We start from the raw sequence: 15,536 nt of genomic DNA, 5'->3' as shown, positions 1-15,536 counted from the left end.
GGGCCGGGCGGACGGTGACGTCCGGGGTGCGTGGACGGGTGCGGGTCCGTCGTGGCCGGCGACCGGCACACAACCCGGACCGGGTGCAGGAGCGCAGCCCCGCATTTCCGGGGCACGGGAACTGCGCGACCGGTCGTCACGGGCCCGCGGCCGATACTCAGCCCGAGCTCCGGGGCGCAGCCCCCCGCACCGCCAGGGGCGCGGGGAACTGCGCGATCCGAGGTCAGGCCCGCAGGGCCGCTCCCGTCCGCTCGCCCGCCAGGGCGACCGCCGCGTCACGGGCGGCCGACGCCTCGTCGACGGTCAGCGTCCGGTCCCCCGCGCGAAAGCGCAGCGCGTACGCCAGCGACTTCTTGGCGTCGCCGAGCTGCTCCGCGTTCTCGTAGACGTCGAACAGCCGGATGCCCTCCAGCAGTTCGCCCGCGCCTTCCCGCAGCGCGGCCTCGACGTCGGCGTGCGGCACGAGCCGGTCGACGACGAGGGCGACGTCCTGGGTGGCCACCGGGAACGTGGAGATGCTCGGCGCCTGGGGCGTGTCGTCGCCGACCTGCTCCAGGACGTCCAGGTCCAGCTCCATGGCGGAGGTGCGCGCGGGCAGGCCCAGGGCCTTCAGCACCCGGGGATGCAGCTCGCCCGCGTGTCCGACGACCCGCTCGGCGCCGTCGACGGTCACGACGAACTCGGCGCAGCGCCCGGGGTGCCACGGCCCGTACCGGCCGTTGCGGACGACGAGCTCGACGCCGGCCTCCCGGGCGACCGTGCGGCCCGCCTCGACGGCGTCGGCCCAGTCCGCCGGACGGCCCCTGCCCCACCAGCCGGCCTGCTCGCGGGCGCCCGCGAGGACGACGGCGACATGGCGCGGCTGCTCGGGCAGCACGGCGTCGAGCGAGGCCAGCTCCTCGTCGGTGGGACGGCGGTCGACGGGCAGGTGCCCGGCGACGCCCTGCTCCTCGCGCGGGAGGAAGACCAGCCCGGTCTCGAAGAGCGCCAGATCGTGCGAGCCCCGGCCGTCGTTGCGGCGCAGCGCGCCCAGCAGACCCGGCAGCAGCGACGTGCGGAGCGCGGGCTCCTCGTCGTTGAGCGGGTTGGTGAGCTTCACGACGCGGCGGGCCGGGTCCCCGGCGTCCAGACCGAGCTGGTCGAACACCTGCTCGCTGACGAACGGGTAGTTCGGCGCCTCGACGTAGCCGGCCCCGGCCAGCGCGCGGCCGACGCGTCGGTGCAGACGCTGGCGGTGGGTGAGCCCGCGGCCCGAGGGCGGCTTGGGCAGCGTGGAGGGCAGGTTCTCGTAGCCCTCCAGCCGGATGACCTCCTCCGCCAGGTCGTTGGCCTCGGCGAGGTCGGGCCGCCAGGACGGGACGGTGACGATCAGCTCGTCCTGCCCGTAGACGTCGCAGCCGATCTGCTGCAGCCGGCGGACGACGGTCTCCCGCCCGTACACCACGCCCGCGACCTTGTCCGGGTGGTCGGCCGGGACGCTGATCGTGTGCGGCGCGGACGGCGCGATGATCTCCGTGACGCCCGCGTCGGCGGTGCCGCCCGCGAGCAGCACCAGCAGGTCCACCGTGCGCTGCGCGGCGGCTGCGGCGGCCTGCGGGTCGACGCCCCGCTCGAAGCGCCGGGACGCCTCGGAGGACAGCTTGTGGCGACGCGCCGTGCGCGCGATCGACACCGCGTCGAAGTGGGCGGCCTCGATGACCACGTCGGTCGTCACGTTGTCCGCGTCGTCGTGGTCGGCGATCTCGGTGTTCGCGCCGCCCATGACGCCGGCGAGGCCGATGGGCCCGCGGTCGTCGGTGATGACCAGGTCCTCGGCGTGCAGCTCGCGGGTCACGCCGTCGAGGGTGACGATCCGCTCGCCCTCCGCCGCCCGGCGCACGCCGATCGTGCCCTGTACCAGGCCGCGGTCGTAGGCGTGCAGCGGCTGGCCGAGCTCCGTCATCACGTAGTTGGTGACGTCGACGGCCAGCGAGACCGGGCGCATGCCGACCTTCTGGAGCCGGCGCTTCAGCCAGATCGGGGAGCGCGCCTCGGGGCTCAGACCGGTGACGGTGCGGGCGGTGAAGCGGTCGCAGCCCATCGGCTCGGAGACCTGCACCGGGTAGCCGAAGGCGTTCGGCGCCGGTACGTCGAGCAGCGCCGGGTCGCGCAGCGCCAGACCGTAGGCGATGGCGGCCTCGCGGGCGACGCCGCGGATCGACAGGCAGTCGCCGCGGTTGGCGGTGACGGCGATGTCCAGGACCTCGTCGACCAGCTCGAGGAGCTCGATGGCGTCCTTGCCGACCTCGGTCTCCGGCGGCAGCACGATGATGCCGTGGCTGCCGTCGTCGCCCATGCCCAGCTCGTCGCTGGAGCAGATCATGCCGTGGGAGGTCTTGCCGTAGGTCTTGCGCGCGGCGATCGCGAAGCCGCCGGGCAGCACCGCGCCCGGGAGGACCACGACGACCTTGTCGCCGACGGCGAAGTTGCGGGCGCCGCAGACGATCTCCTGCGGCTCACCCGTCCCGTTGGCGGCGCCGACGTCGACCGTGCAGAACCGGATCGGCTTCTTGAAGCCCTCGAGCTCCTCGATGGTCAGCACCTGGCCGACGACCAGGGGGCCCTTGAGGTCGGCGCCGAGGTGTTCGACCGTCTCGACCTCGAGGCCGGCGGCGACGAGCTTGGCCTGCACGTCACGGCCGGTCTCGGTGGCCGGCAGGTCGACGTACTCCCGCAGCCAGGAAAGCGGGACCCGCATCAGATCTCCATCCCGAACGGCCGGGTGAACCGGACGTCACCCTCGACCATGTCTCGCATGTCTTCGACGTTGTGGCGGAACATCAGCATCCGTTCGATGCCGAACCCGAAGGCGAACCCGCTGTACTTCTCCGGGTCGACGCCGCAGGCGGCCAGCACCTTGGGGTTGACCATGCCGCAGCCGCCGAGCTCGATCCAGCCTTCGCTGGAGCAGGTGCGGCAGGGCCGGTCGGGGTTGCCGACGGACTCACCGCGGCAGACGTAGCACACCATGTCCATCTCGGCGGACGGCTCGGTGAAGGGGAAGAAGTTCGGCCGCAGCCGGGTCTTCATGCCCTCGCCGAACAGCGACTGGACCATGTGGTCCAGGGTGCCCTTGAGATCGGCCATGGTCAGGCCCTCGTCCACGGCGAGCAGCTCGACCTGGTGGAAGACCGGCGTGTGCGTGGCGTCCAGCTCGTCCGTGCGGTACACGCGGCCGGGGCAGATCACGTACACCGGCAGCTCACGGCCGAGCAGGGAGCGGATCTGCACGGGCGAGGTGTGGGTGCGCAGCACGACGCCGGACTCGGTGCCGCCCTGCGGGCCCTGCACGAAGAACGTGTCGGCCTCGCCGCGGGCCGGGTGGTCCGGGCCGATGTTGAGCGCGTCGAAGTTGAACCACTCGGCCTCGACCTGCGGGCCCTCGGCGACCTCGTAGCCCATGGCCACGAAGACGTCCTCGATGCGCTCCGACAGTGTCGTCAGCGGGTGGCGGGCGCCGGCGGGCACGCGGTCGTGGGGCAGCGTGACGTCCACCGCCTCCTCGACCAGGACGCGTGCGTCGCGCTCGGCCTCCAGTTCCTCCTGCCGGGCGGCCAGGCCCTTGTTCACGGCGCCGCGCGCCTGGCCGACCAGCTTGCCGGCGGCGGCCTTGGCGTGCGGGGGCAGGGCGCCGATCTCGCGGTTGGCGAGGGCGAGCGGGGAGGCGCCGCCGGTGTGGGCGACCTTGGCCTCCTGGAGCGCGTCGAGCGAGTCCGCGGCGGCGAAGGCGGCGAGCGCCTCGTCACGCATGCGCTCGATCTCTTCCGGTTTCAGGGCCTCGACCTCTACCGGGTCGTACGACTTGTTCGGTGCCGACATCTCTTCCCGTGCTTCCGATTCGCTGGCTGAAGGTCCCCGTCACCGACTCACGCAGAGGTCAGAGGGCCGTCCATGGGACACAAGGGTGCCAAAGGCCGAGTCTAACGGGGTGGGGCTGTACCGATGCGCCCGTGGGCCGCCCGGACCGGTCTCAGGAGAGATACGCCGGGGCGCTCACGGGCAACGTAAATCGGAACTCGGCGCCGCCGCCGGGGGCGCGGCCGACCGTGATGGCGCCGCCGTGGGCTTCGACGATGCCCTTGACGATGTACAGCCCGAGGCCGGTCCCGCCGCGCTTGCTGCCCCGCCAGAAGCGGGTGAAGACGCGGTTCATGGACTCCTCCGGGATGCCTGCGCCCTCGTCGCTCACGGTGACCGACGTGCCGGTGTCCTCCCCTTCCCGGGGGGACGCGGCGGGCGTGACGTCGATCGTGACGGTTCCCTCGCCGTGGCGCACCGCATTTTCGATCAGGTTGCTCAGCACCTGGTCGATCTTGTCGGGGTCGGCCCACAGCGCGGGCAGCGGCTGCTCGATGCGCAGCAGGAACCGGTCGGCGGGCTGGCCCGCGGCCACGTAGGCCTGGATGTGCCGTCCCACGGCCGCGCCCATGTCCACGGGCTGGCGGCGCACCTCCAGCCGTCCGGAGTCGATGCGCGAGATGTCGAGGAGCTCGGCGATGAGGCGGGTGACCCGGTCCGCGTCGGCGTCCACGGTCTCCAGCATCAGCCGCTTCTGGTCGTCGGTGAACCGCGACCACTTGGCGAGCAGCGTGGCGGTGAAGCCCTTGACGGAGGTGAGCGGGGAGCGCAGCTCGTGCGCCACGGTGGCGATCAGCTCGGCGTGACTGCGCTCCGTGCGGCGGCGGGCCTCGGTGTCGCGGATCGAGACGACGACCCGGCGGACGGGACCGGTGGGCTCGGCGCGGACGTACCGGGCGCAGACGAGCACCTCACGTCCGCCCGGCAGCAGGAGGTTGCGCTCGGGCTGGCCGACGCGGATGGCGAGGCCGCCGTAGGGGTCGGTCAGCTGCCACCAGCGGCGGCCCTCGAGATCCTCCAGCGGCAGGGCCTTGTCGAGGCGCTGCCCGAGGACGTCCTCGGCGGTGACGGCGGCGATGCGCCGGGCGGCGGCGTTGAAGCAGATCACGCGGCCGTTCTCGTCGGCGACGACGAGCCCGTCGGGCAGGTCGTCGGGGTCGATGCCGAGTCCGGTGAGGTCACCGGCCGGCGGGGCCGCTCCCGGTGCGCTGGTCGTGCCGACACTCATCCCCGTACTCCACCTCCCGCCCTCCCGGAAGAGGCCCGCGAACTCGTCACCCTACTAGCTGTCGGTGACGGAGCGGCACCCTCCGGAGGCGCGCTGTGCACGGGCCGACGCGTAGAGACATACGGCGGCGGCGGTCGCGAGGTTCAGACTCTCGGCTTTTCCGTGGATCGGGACGCGCACGACGGCGTCCGCCAGCTCGCGGGTCTCCACGGGAAGTCCCCAGGCCTCGTTCCCGAACACCCACGCGGTGGGCCCTCCCATGGCGCCCCGGTCCAGCTCGTCGTCGAGGTCGTCGTCCCCCGCGCCGTCGGCGGCGAGGATCCGCACGCCCGCGTCCCTGAGCCCCGCCACGGCCTGTTCGACGGGGACGCCGACGGCGACGGGCAGGTGGAACAGGGAGCCGACGGAGGCGCGGACGGCCTTGGGGTTGTAGAGGTCGACGGAGGCGTCTGTCAGCACCACGGCGTCGGCGCCCGCGGCGTCGGCGCACCGCAGCACGGTGCCCGCGTTGCCGGGGTCGCGCACATGGGCGAGGACGGCGACGAGTCGGGGCCGGGCGGCGAGGATCTGCGCGAAGGGCGCGTCCAGGAACCGGCAGATCCCGACGAGTCCCTGCGGGGTGACGGTGGTGGAGACGTCCTCGATGACCTGCTCGGCGGCGAGGTGCACCCGGGCGCCGGCGGAGCGCGCCTCGGCGACGACGTCGGCGTAGCGCTCGGCGGCCTCGACGGTGGCGAACAGCTCGACGAGCGTGGCCTGTCCGTCGGCGCGGTGCGCCGCGGCCTCCCGCACGGCCTGCGGCCCCTCCGCGAGGAACAGCCGCTCCTTGCCCCGGAAGTTCCGCCTGGCCAGCCGCCGCGCGGCGGAGACGCGGGGGGAGCGGGGGGAGATCAGCTCGGGACTGGCGGAGGGCATGTGGTTCACCTTCTGCGACGGGGTCGACCTGGTGGCGACGCGAGTGGACTTACCTGGGGGCGCGGAGCCCTGTCACGTGCGGCTCCGCCGCGCGGGCGCGACCGGCCTCGGCCCGCCGACGCGCCCGGCAGGCGGCCGGACGAGGCCCGGACGCCGGACGCCGCGGGCGTCGGCAAGCAAAGGACCCGCAGGCGAAGCCTGCGGGTCCTTTCACGTCGGCCGGAGCCGGCGCGGCGTCACGCGGCCTTGGGCGCGTTCACGTCCGCCGGGAGGGCCTTCTGCGCGACCTCGACCAGCGCGGCGAACGCGGTGGCGTCGTTCACGGCCAGCTCGGCCAGGATCTTGCGGTCGACCTCGACGTTCGCGGCCTTCAGACCCTGGATGAGGCGGTTGTACGTCATGCCGTTCTGGCGGGCCGCAGCGTTGATGCGCTGGATCCACAGCTGACGGAAGTCGCCCTTGCGCTTCTTGCGGTCGTTGTAGTTGTAGACCAGCGAGTGGGTGACCTGCTCCTTGGCCTTGCGGTACAGGCGCGAACGCTGACCGCGGTAGCCGGAGGCCGCCTCGAGGATCGCCCGGCGCTTCTTGTGGGCGTTGACTGCCCGCTTGACGCGTGCCACTTTTTAACTCCTTGTAGCGGGGCCGTGGTTGGACTCACACGACCCGGAAACGATTGGGTCCCGGTCAGAGGTCAGGCGCGACGCTTGCGCCCGACGTCACTTGCCGAGAAGCTTCTTGATCTTCGCGGCGTCGCCCGGGGCCATCTCGGCGTTGCCGGTGAGGCGGCGCGTCACGCGGGACGACTTGTGCTCGAGCAGGTGGCGCTTGCCGGCGCGCTCGCGGAGCACCTTGCCGGAGCCGGTGATCTTGAAGCGCTTGCTGGCACCGCTGTGCGACTTGTTCTTCGGCATAGCGCCGTTCTCTCCTCGTCGGTGGCGTTCCGGTGCCCGGTCGTGAAACCGGGCACGGTGGAACGTCGCTGGTATCGGTTATGTCCGCGGGACTCGCGTCCCTCGGATCACGCCTCGGCGGAAGCCTCGGCAGGGGCCTCGGCGTCCGCCGCCACGACCTCTTCGCCTTCGGCGTTCACGGCGTCGGAGTCCGCGGCGTTCTGCGAGCGACCGGGGTTGGCCTTCGCCTCGGCCTTGCGGGCCTCCTGCGCCTGCCGGGCCTCGGCCATGGCCTCGGTCTTCTTCTTGTGCGGACCGAGAACCATGATCATGTTCCGGCCGTCCTGCTTCGGGTTCGACTCGATGAAGCCGAGGTCCTCGACGTCCGACGCGAGACGCTGCAGCAGTCGGTAGCCGAGTTCCGGCCGGGACTGCTCGCGACCACGGAACATGATCGTGATCTTGACCTTGTCGCCCTGCTTGAGGAACCGGACGACGTGACCCTTTTTGGTGTCGTAGTCGTGCGGGTCGATCTTCGGCCGGAGCTTCATTTCCTTGATGACCGTGTGCGCCTGGTTCTTGCGCGCCTCACGGGCCTTCATGGCCGACTCGTACTTGAACTTCCCGTAGTCCATGAGCTTGCAGACCGGCGGGCGTGCGCTCGCCGCCACCTCGACCAGGTCGAGGTCGTACTCCTGCGCAAGCTCCAGGGCCTTGGCCAGCGGAACGATGCCGACCTGCTCGCCACTGGGACCGACAAGTCGCACTTCGGGAACGCGAATCCGGTCGTTGATGCGGGGCTCGGTGCTGATGGATCCTCCTCGGTAGCACCACACGGCAGTCTGGCGGACGGCCGCGTAACGTCTGTGTTCGATAGTTCGGCAACCACGTCGAAGCACAAAAAATGCCCCGAACAATCACATGCGGGGCTCCAAGCACTACCGGAGCACCGCCGCAAGGATCGCGGGGCGCACTACCGGGCGACTCCATCGTCCGTACGGAACGATGGTGGCCGCCTGACCGGGGTGACCCGCCGTCCTCCAGGGACAGTCGGGTGGGAGCTCGGAGTCTCCACTTGTGGGCCGGGCCCGCCTGCTGAGGGGCACGCGTGTCCGACCGGTCGTAAACCGAGATTACCAGCCCCCGCCACGAACGGCCAATCGAGCCTGGCCACCGGCCCCGGTGCGGCCTGCGCCTATCGTGTCCCGCATGAGTGACACCTCCCCCGCCGGCTCCGCCGGGACCCCCGACACCCCAGACTTCGACGAGATGACCCGCGACATCGCCGAGGTCCCCGCCGTCGAGGTGATCGTGACGGTCGCCGTCAACCTGATGAGCGCCGCCGCCGTGAAACTGGGGCTCACCGAGGAGGGCGACAAGTACAAGGACCTCGACGAGGCCCGCAAGCTGGTGACGGCCCTCGCCGGTCTGCTGGACGCGTCCGCGACCGAGATCAGCTCCTTCCACGCGGCCCCGCTGCGCGACGGTCTGAAGTCGCTGCAGCTGGCGTTCCGCGAGGCGTCGATCGTCCCGGACGAGCCGGGCCAGGGCCCGGGCGAGAAGTACACGGGCCCGGTCTACGGCTGAGCCGCGTCTCGGCGCACTCGGCTCTTCACGTACAGGGGCTCGCCCGGAGGCGTCGTCCCGGCCGGCAGCAGTGCCAGGTCGAGGCCGTGCACCAGGCGGGCCCTCAGCGTCTCGTCGGCCGCGAGACGGCCGGCCACCGCACGGGCCGTCTCGGCGGGGACGGCCGCCGGGTCCAGGACGAGGGCGAGGGTGCCGTCGGCCTGCCCGGGGCCGAGGTGGGCGCTGAGGATCTCCGGTTCCGCCGCCACGGCGGCCCGGACCGCCGCGACGACCGCCGGGTCGGCGAGCGGGTCGGTGGACGTACGCCCCTCGGCGAGCGCCAGCAGCGCGGGCCCGGTCAGCTCGAAGGCCACCGGCCCGGCCAGGTCGAGGACGACCGTGTCGGCCTTCTCGTGCGCGGCCGCCTGGAGCGCCTGGTGCAGCGGGACGGCGACCGGGCGGGCCGCGGGATCCCAGCGGGCGAGAGAGTCCGTGGAGGTGAACGCGGGCAGCGCGGTGCGCGAGCCGGCCTTCAGGGTGGGAACGGCCATGTCGCTGGTCTTCTCACGGCGCAGCCCGTTCTCGTCCTCCTCGACCTCCCCCAGCACCGCCACGACGGGGACGAGCAGCCGGGCGCCCTTGAGCGCCGCCAGCACCGGGGCCACGGCGGTGCGGTCCTCGGCCCAGGCGGCGAGCGCCGCGCTCAGCCGGGGGTCGGCGGAGCCGTCGTCGTCGGAGAAGCCGGGGTCGGGAATGTTCTTGTTCGCCACGGTCGTCGACCCTATCGGGGGCGGGCCCGTGGGCCTGTGCGGGGCCCCGGTCACCGTGACGACGCCGTTCACGGGATTCTCAGGCTCCCCTGATCCGGCTCTCACGTCCGTCCCACGGCCCGCACAGGCCTCGCCCCGACCATCACGGCCATGGAGTCCCCCAGGTCACGTCGCGGCCGCCGCGCTCGTCCCGCCCCGCGCCGTCCCCTTCGCTTCCTCCCTCTCGCGCTCGCCGCGGCCGCCGTGCTGGGTGCGACGGCCGGCGGCGCCGTCTGTGCGGAGGTACGGGCCCGCTTCGGCGGGTGGGCCGTATCGTCGTCGTCCGTGACGCCGTCGGCATCGGCGTCGGAGGCGGGGGACGAGGAGGTGTCGGTGGAGGACGGGGCGGCGCCCGAGGAGGAGCGCGACGCGCTGTTGGCGGCGGCGATGAGGTCGGTGCCCGTGCCGGCAGGCGCGGCCGTGTCCGTGGCCGTGCTCGACCTGGCCTCCGGTGAGAGCGCCGCGTACGGCGGGGGCGTCTTCGACACGGCGAGCATCGTCAAGGCGGACATCCTGGCCGCGCTGCTGCTCCGGGCGCAGGACGAGGGCCGTCGTCTCACGACGGCCGAGAGGACGTACGCCAAGGCCATGATCGAGAACAGCGACAACGACGCGGCGTCGGCGCTGTGGCGGACCATCGGCGAGGCCGAGGGCCTCGACGCGGCGAACGAGCGGTTCGGCCTGACCGGGACCCGGGGCGGCCAGGACATGCTGTGGGGGCTCACCCGGACCACCGCCGCCGACCAGCTCACCCTGCTGCGGCAGGTGTTCGGGGACGACTCGGAACTGAGCGAGGCGTCGCGGGCGTATCTGCGGGATCTGATGGGGCAGATAGCCGCAGGCCAGGACTGGGGCGTCTCGGCCGCGGCCGACGGGTCCTCGTGGGCGCTGAAGAACGGCTGGCTGCCGCGCAGCACGACCGGGCTGTGGGACGTCAACAGCATCGGCCGGGTGAGCGCCGGCGGGCGCGACTACCTGGTGGCCGTGCTGTCGGACGGCAACGCGACGCAGGCGGCGGGCATCTCGCTGGTCGAGGCCGCGGCGAGGGCGGCGGTGTCGGCGTTCTCCGACGGCGGCGGCACGGCGTCGGCGGCCACGCCGGTGGTCACGGACTCGGCGCGGGCATCGTCGTCCGCGTCATAGCGTCGTCGGCGTCCCCGTCCGAGCGGGCACGCCGGCCGCCGCCTCCCCCGCGGGACAGCCGGACAGCCGGACAGGGGACAACCCGGCCGGACGCTGGAGGCTAGTGCCGCGGCAGGCAATGTTCGCCCGAGAAGGAGCGGCGTCTGGTGCGTGCTGTCGGCGTGCCGGGCGGAAGCACCCGTACTGGACGTACTCGGGCTTTCGCCCGGTGCGGCGAGAGTGCGTGCCAGGCGTCGTGACGGGGCGAACATTGCCTGCTGCGGCACTAGAGGGGCTCGTAGGCCTCGTAGGCGTCCCGGGCCTCGTGCCGGTCGCGTTCCCGGCGGCCGCGCCACAGGACGACCGAGGCCAGCAGCAGCACTCCGCCGGCGCCGGCCGCGAACAGGCCCGCCCAGCTCGACGTGTCGTCGTCCGCGTCCGCCCGGTCGGGGCCGGAGCCGAAGTACCGCTCGGCGTAGGCGGCTGACTGCAGGCCCTTCGGCTCGAGGACGCCGGCCGCACGGATCGCGGCGGCCGGGTCGATGAAGCCGTAGCCGCGGGAGTCGTCGCGGCCCCCGGCGGGGGCGTTGCGGGCCGTGTCCTCCAGGAGCTTCTTGATCTGCGCCGGGGTCAGACCGGGATGCGCGGCCTTGACGAGCGCGACGGCTCCCGAGACGAAGGCGGAGGCGGCGCTGGTCCCCCAGCCCTGGTAGTACTTGTGGTCCGGGTCGGCGATGACGACGTCGACGCCGGGCGCGCTGACGGTCGCGTACCAGCGGCGGGTGGAGAACGAGGCGCGCGTGCCGTAGCGGTCGACCGCGGTCGCGGCGATGACGCCCGGGTAGGCGGCCGGGTAGGAGATGTGGTCGCCCTTCTCCCCGCCGTTGCCGGCCGAGGCGACCACGACCGAGCCCTTCTTCAGGGCGTACTGGACGGCCTCGTCCTCGGCGGGCTCGGGGTGGGCGGAGGCGGAGTCGTCTCCCAGGGAGAGGTTGATGACGTCGGCGCCCTGGTCGGCGGCCCAGCGGATGCCGTCGGCGAGGGCGTTGCCGCGGGTGTTGCGGGCCTTGGTGCGCTGCGGGTCGCCGTCCTCCAGGATCACGCGGACGGGGAGGACCTTCGCCTCGGGGGCGATCCCGAGCACGCCCTCGTCGTCGCCGTCGCCGTGTCCGTGACCGACGATGATGCTGGCCATCGCGGTGCCGTGGCGGGCCCAGGCGCGGTCGCCGCGCTGCGCCCCGAAACCCACCATGTCCTTGCCGGGGAGGACGTTGCCGACGAGGTCGGGGTGGTCGGCCTCGACGCCGGTGTCCAGGACGGCGACGGTGATGCCCCGGCCTTTGGTGGTCTGCCAGGCCTGCTGGGTGTGCAGGGCGTCCAGCGCCCACTGCTGGGCCCGGATGCCGTCGGCGTGGGCGACGGAGGGCGGCGTCAGGACGACGGCCGCGGCGAGAAGGCAGCTCAGGAGCCCGGCCCTGCGGGGCGTACGCGTCGCACGGGCCGTACGGGCCATGGGCGTCGCCAGGGTCGCAGGCGTCGCACCGGTCGTAGGCGTCGTACGGGTCCTTCGGATGGTCATGAGGGCTGCTCCGAGGGCGTGACGGCGGTCTTGCGCAGGCCGCGCTCGACGCGGTCGGCGAGACCCTGGGCCTCGTTGCCGAGGCCGGCCTGGGCGGGGGCCGTGGTGGCGCCGGTGGCGGCGGCCCGGGGAGCGGGCTGCGGGGTGTCGACGGTCCGGCCGTCGGCCCAGCCGGAGACGGCGTAGACGACGACGGGCGCGTCGGTGAGGACCGAGACGGTCCACGCGGCCCGCTGCCGGTCTCCGAACCCGGCGGCCACGGTGCCCTTGGCGGCGTACGGACGCGGCATCAGATCCGCCCGCTGGGCCAGGCCTTCCTTGGCGAAACGGGCGTCGAGCGCGCGCATGGCGGCGGCGTCCGCGTCGGTGAACAGCAGGCCGACGGTGGTGACATAGCTCTGGGTGGCGTCGGTGTAGGTGGCGCGCAGCACGCGCCGGCAGCCGGCCGGCGCGAGCACCTTGAGCAGCAGGGGGTCGAAGACCCCGGCGCAGCCGCTGTCCGGCGCGACGGCGATCCGCGTCCAGGTCCGGTCGGCCCCGCCGGGGCCGGCGCCCTGCCCGTCCACGGTGGGCGGGAACAGCTGGTCCACGGGCACGTTGTGCCACAGGCCGCCGGCGGCCGTGTAGGCGCTGCGTTCGGCGCTGTCCCCCGAGCCGCCGACGAGCCAACTGCCGGTCAGCGCACCGCCGATGAGCCCCAGTCCGAGGACCGCGCAGGCGGCGGCCGCCACGGTGCGGCCGTGTCTGCCGAGGATGCGGGGCGTGTATCCCTCGGGCCGGGCGAACCTGACCACGGGCCGGGTGGAGCCGGTGACGCCGCCGGGCGTCATGGGAGCGCTCCAGGAGAGCGCCGGATCGGGTCCGTTCACCGTCCCCTGGGTGCCGTCGGGGCGACGTGGGGCCTGCGGCGCGGGCGGCTCGGGGGCGAGGGTGAAGTCGGGTTGCCGCACGGCCGCCCCGGGACTCCAGGCCGGAGCCTCGCCGGCCGCCGGTTCCGGGCGCGAGTCGCCGCGCGGCCCGGCTCCGGCGCCCTCCGCCGGCGTCTCGTGGCGGGCGGGCCCCGGCGCGGGCACCCAGCCACGGGGCAGGGGCGACCAGGCCCGCTCGGAGCCGTGGTCCGCGACGGGTCCGGCGACCGGGGCGTCCGCCCGACCGGCGGACCGGGTGTCCCCGACGTCGGCGGGACGGGCGCTGCCCCCGCCGAAGCCACCGGGAGCCGTCGGACCGGTTCCGGGCGCACCGGGCGCCGGCGGGCCGTACGGGCGGGACGGGGGCGCGCCGAAGAGACGCGGGGCGGACACATCGGCGGAGGCCGGGGCGTCCGTGGAGGCCGGGGCGCTCGTGGGTGCCGGGGCCTTCGTGGAGGGCGGGGCGCTCGTGGGCGCGGGGCGGGGGGCGGGCCTGGTGGGGCGTGGGGGGCGACGGAAGTCGTGCGGCGGGCCGGGACGCGGGACGTTCGGGGCGGGGGGTCCGTCCTCGGCGCGTCCGGGCGGCGAGGTCTCGTCGCGCCGGGCGGCGGCCGGGGCGGGGCGGCTCGGCCGCGGCGGGGTGTCCGGGAAGCGTGCCGACGCGGGCGGCGGGGGCGGGGGCGAGGTCATGGCGTCCGTGTGCTGGGCCCGCAGCCTGACGAAGCGGGGGGCGGTGCGGGAGGAGGAGCCGGCGGGGCCGGAGGCGGCCGGGGCGCCGTCGCCCGCGCGGTCCTCGGCGGCCGTCGCAGGCGCCGGGCCGGTGGGCGTCCGGCGGGCGGGATCCGCTTCAGCGGCGGCGGGCGCGGTCCGGCGCGCGAAGTCGCGCTCCTGCGGGCCGGGCGTCGGACGGGGCGCGGGATCCAGCTCGGGATCCCGCTCCGGCCGGCCGTCGGTCGCCGGGCGGGCCGTGCCGGCGTCCTCGGAGGCGGCCGGGCCTGTCTCGACCATCGTCGGGACGGCGTCCGGCGTCGGAGGCCTGGACGGGCGGGGCGGAGATGTCGGACGCGGGGGCACTCCGGGCTGGGGAGGCACGTCGGGTCGCGGGGGGACCGGGGCGCGGCGTGCTTCCGTGCTCATGCACCCCCCGTTTCCTCGTCCCCGGGCCGTCGTTCGGGTACCCGGGCCGTCGTTCCCGTCGCCGCGCGGCCCGGGCGGACGCGGCGATCCGTTCCGGGCAGCCATACCCGCACGGGCGGGCCGGCATCCCGACGCGGTCGTCCCGGTCGCAGCCGTCCCTGCGTGCGTGCGCGTCACTCTACGGCTTGTCGCCCGGCAAACGGGAACCAGTCCGCGCCGCCGTGGGCTTCTGCCCGGAACGTCCCCCTACCCTGCGGTAATCCTGTCTGGCAGGCTGCCTCCATGACTGCGCGCGCCGCCGACCGGGCCCGATACGACCGGGCCACCGCCCATCTCGACGCCCCCCTCGCCCTCGTGGACCTGGAGGCGTTCGACGCGAACGCCGACGATCTGGTGCGCCGGGCCGGCGGGAAGCCGATCCGCGTCGCCAGCAAGTCGGTGCGCTGCCGGACGCTGCTGGAGCGCGTCCTGTCGAAGGACGGCTTCGCCGGGATCATGTCGTTCACCCTCGCCGAGTCCCTGTGGCTGGCCCGCTCGGGATTCGAGGACGTCCTCCTGGCCTACCCGTCGGCCGACCGCGCCGGTTTCGCGGAGCTGGCCGCCGACGCCAAGCTGGCCGCCGCCGTCACCGTCATGGTCGACGACGTCGCCCAGCTGGACCTGATCGACGCGGCGCGCGGCGAGGGCGCCGAAGTGATACGCGTCTGCCTGGAGTTGGACACCTCGCTGAAGCTGCTCGGCGGTCGGCTGCGGGTCGGCGCCCTGCGCTCCCCGCTGCACTCCCCCGCCCAGGTGGCCGACGTGGCAAGGGCGGTGTCCCGGCGGTCCGGCTTCGAGCTGGTGGGGATCATGGCGTACGAGGGGCACATCGCCGGGGTGGGGGACGCCGTCGCCGAGCGGCCGTTCCGGTCCCGGGCCGTCCGGCTGATGCAGGCCGCCGCGCGACGCGAACTCGCCGAACGGCGTGCCGCGGTGGTGCGTGCGGTGCGGGCCGTCGTCCCGGACCTGGAGTTCGTCAACGGCGGCGGTACCGGCAGTGTGCAGCACACGGCCGCCGAGGACGCGGTCACGGAGATCGCGGCCGGGTCGGGGCTGTACGTGCCGCGTCTGTTCGACAACTACACGTCGTTCAACGGGCGTCCGGCCGCGCTGTTCGCCCAGCCCGTCGTGCGGCGGCCCGGGGTGGGAATCGTGACCGTCCTCGGCGGCGGGTATCCCGCCTCCGGCGCCGCCGGTCCCGACCGGCTGCCCGTGCCGTATCTGCCCGAGGGGCTGCGGTACGACCCCCAGGAGGGCCCCGGCGAGGTGCAGACCCCGCTCATCGGCTCCCCCGCCGACGATCTGCTGATCGGCGACAAGGTGTGGTTCCGGCACGCGAAGGCCGGTGAGCTGTGCGAGCGGTTCGACGAACTGCACCTCGTCGAGGGCGAGTCGGTCACGGCGACCGTGCCGACCTACCGGGGCGAGGGCCGGACGTTCCTGTGA

The 15,536-nt window shown here is 74.0% G+C and carries 13 protein-coding genes; 3 read left to right on the top strand and 10 right to left on the bottom strand.

The features are described 5' to 3' along the window. Window positions 1-223: 223 nt before the first annotated feature. The 7 genes from pheT to infC all read right to left on the bottom strand — a co-directional run bounded on the left by pheT (window position 224) and on the right by infC (window position 7,766). The gene (gene pheT, locus IE239_RS08925; protein ID WP_190148734.1) at window positions 224-2,737 is read right to left on the bottom strand and encodes a phenylalanine--tRNA ligase subunit beta; all 2,514 of its coding nucleotides are present in this window, start codon (window positions 2,735-2,737) and stop codon (window positions 224-226) included. Then, on the bottom strand, window positions 2,737-3,858 hold the full coding sequence (gene pheS, locus IE239_RS08920) for a phenylalanine--tRNA ligase subunit alpha (RefSeq protein ID WP_190148733.1): 1,122 nt from the start codon (window positions 3,856-3,858) through the stop codon (window positions 2,737-2,739). The genes pheT and pheS overlap by 1 nt, the downstream gene beginning before the upstream one ends. A gap of 151 nt (window positions 3,859-4,009) precedes the next feature. Beyond that, on the bottom strand, window positions 4,010-5,125 hold the full coding sequence (locus IE239_RS08915) for a sensor histidine kinase (protein WP_190148732.1): 1,116 nt from the start codon (window positions 5,123-5,125) through the stop codon (window positions 4,010-4,012). Window positions 5,126-5,179: 54 nt separating this feature from the next. Beyond that, the gene (locus IE239_RS08910) at window positions 5,180-6,040 is read right to left on the bottom strand and encodes a TrmH family RNA methyltransferase (RefSeq protein WP_190148731.1); all 861 of its coding nucleotides are present in this window, start codon (window positions 6,038-6,040) and stop codon (window positions 5,180-5,182) included. Window positions 6,041-6,276: 236 nt separating this feature from the next. Further along, window positions 6,277-6,660, bottom strand: coding sequence for a 50S ribosomal protein L20 (gene rplT, locus IE239_RS08905; protein ID WP_046707390.1), 384 nt, complete (start codon window positions 6,658-6,660; stop codon window positions 6,277-6,279). Window positions 6,661-6,756: 96 nt separating this feature from the next. Continuing rightward, window positions 6,757-6,951, bottom strand: a complete 195-nt coding sequence (rpmI, locus tag IE239_RS08900; protein WP_003977225.1) for a 50S ribosomal protein L35 — start codon at window positions 6,949-6,951, stop codon at window positions 6,757-6,759. Window positions 6,952-7,058: 107 nt separating this feature from the next. Further along, window positions 7,059-7,766, bottom strand: coding sequence for a translation initiation factor IF-3 (infC, locus tag IE239_RS08895; RefSeq protein WP_190148730.1), 708 nt, complete (start codon window positions 7,764-7,766; stop codon window positions 7,059-7,061). Window positions 7,767-8,139: 373 nt separating this feature from the next. Here infC and IE239_RS08890 point away from each other — a divergent pair, with 373 nt between their 5' ends. Next, complete coding sequence (locus tag IE239_RS08890; protein ID WP_190148729.1) at window positions 8,140-8,517, top strand: DUF1844 domain-containing protein; 378 nt, start codon at window positions 8,140-8,142, stop codon at window positions 8,515-8,517. Here the strand turns inward: IE239_RS08890 and IE239_RS08885 are convergent. Then, window positions 8,508-9,266 (bottom strand): SseB family protein, encoded by a 759-nt coding sequence (locus IE239_RS08885; protein ID WP_190148728.1) that lies wholly within the window; start codon window positions 9,264-9,266, stop codon window positions 8,508-8,510. The genes IE239_RS08890 and IE239_RS08885 overlap by 10 nt on opposite strands. 150 nt (window positions 9,267-9,416) lie before the next feature. Between IE239_RS08885 and IE239_RS08880 the strand changes: the two genes are divergently transcribed. After that, a complete protein-coding gene (locus IE239_RS08880; protein WP_190148727.1) occupies window positions 9,417-10,448 on the top strand; it encodes a serine hydrolase in 1,032 nt (343 codons plus the stop codon). A gap of 265 nt (window positions 10,449-10,713) precedes the next feature. Here the strand turns inward: IE239_RS08880 and mycP are convergent, their stop codons facing one another. Together mycP and IE239_RS41920 are read right to left on the bottom strand one after the other, a co-directional pair. Further along, window positions 10,714-11,940 carry a type VII secretion-associated serine protease mycosin gene (mycP, locus tag IE239_RS08875; RefSeq protein ID WP_229877966.1) on the bottom strand — a complete coding sequence of 409 codons (1,227 nt, stop codon included), beginning with the start codon at window positions 11,938-11,940 and terminating at the stop codon, window positions 10,714-10,716. Window positions 11,941-12,002: 62 nt separating this feature from the next. Then, window positions 12,003-13,922 (bottom strand): hypothetical protein, encoded by a 1,920-nt coding sequence (locus IE239_RS41920; protein ID WP_229877954.1) that lies wholly within the window; start codon window positions 13,920-13,922, stop codon window positions 12,003-12,005. Between the two features lie 411 nt (window positions 13,923-14,333). On the opposite strand from IE239_RS41920, the gene IE239_RS08865 reads away from it, so the two are divergent. Further along, window positions 14,334-15,536, top strand: a complete 1,203-nt coding sequence (locus tag IE239_RS08865; protein WP_190148725.1) for an amino acid deaminase/aldolase — start codon at window positions 14,334-14,336, stop codon at window positions 15,534-15,536.

The sequence above is a fragment of the Streptomyces humidus genome, from assembly GCF_014649655.1.
Taxonomy (GTDB): Bacteria; Actinomycetota; Actinomycetes; order Streptomycetales; family Streptomycetaceae; genus Streptomyces; species Streptomyces humidus.
The sequence above is the reverse complement of the archived record's forward strand: the minus strand, read 5'-3'. Positions and strand labels throughout refer to the sequence as shown.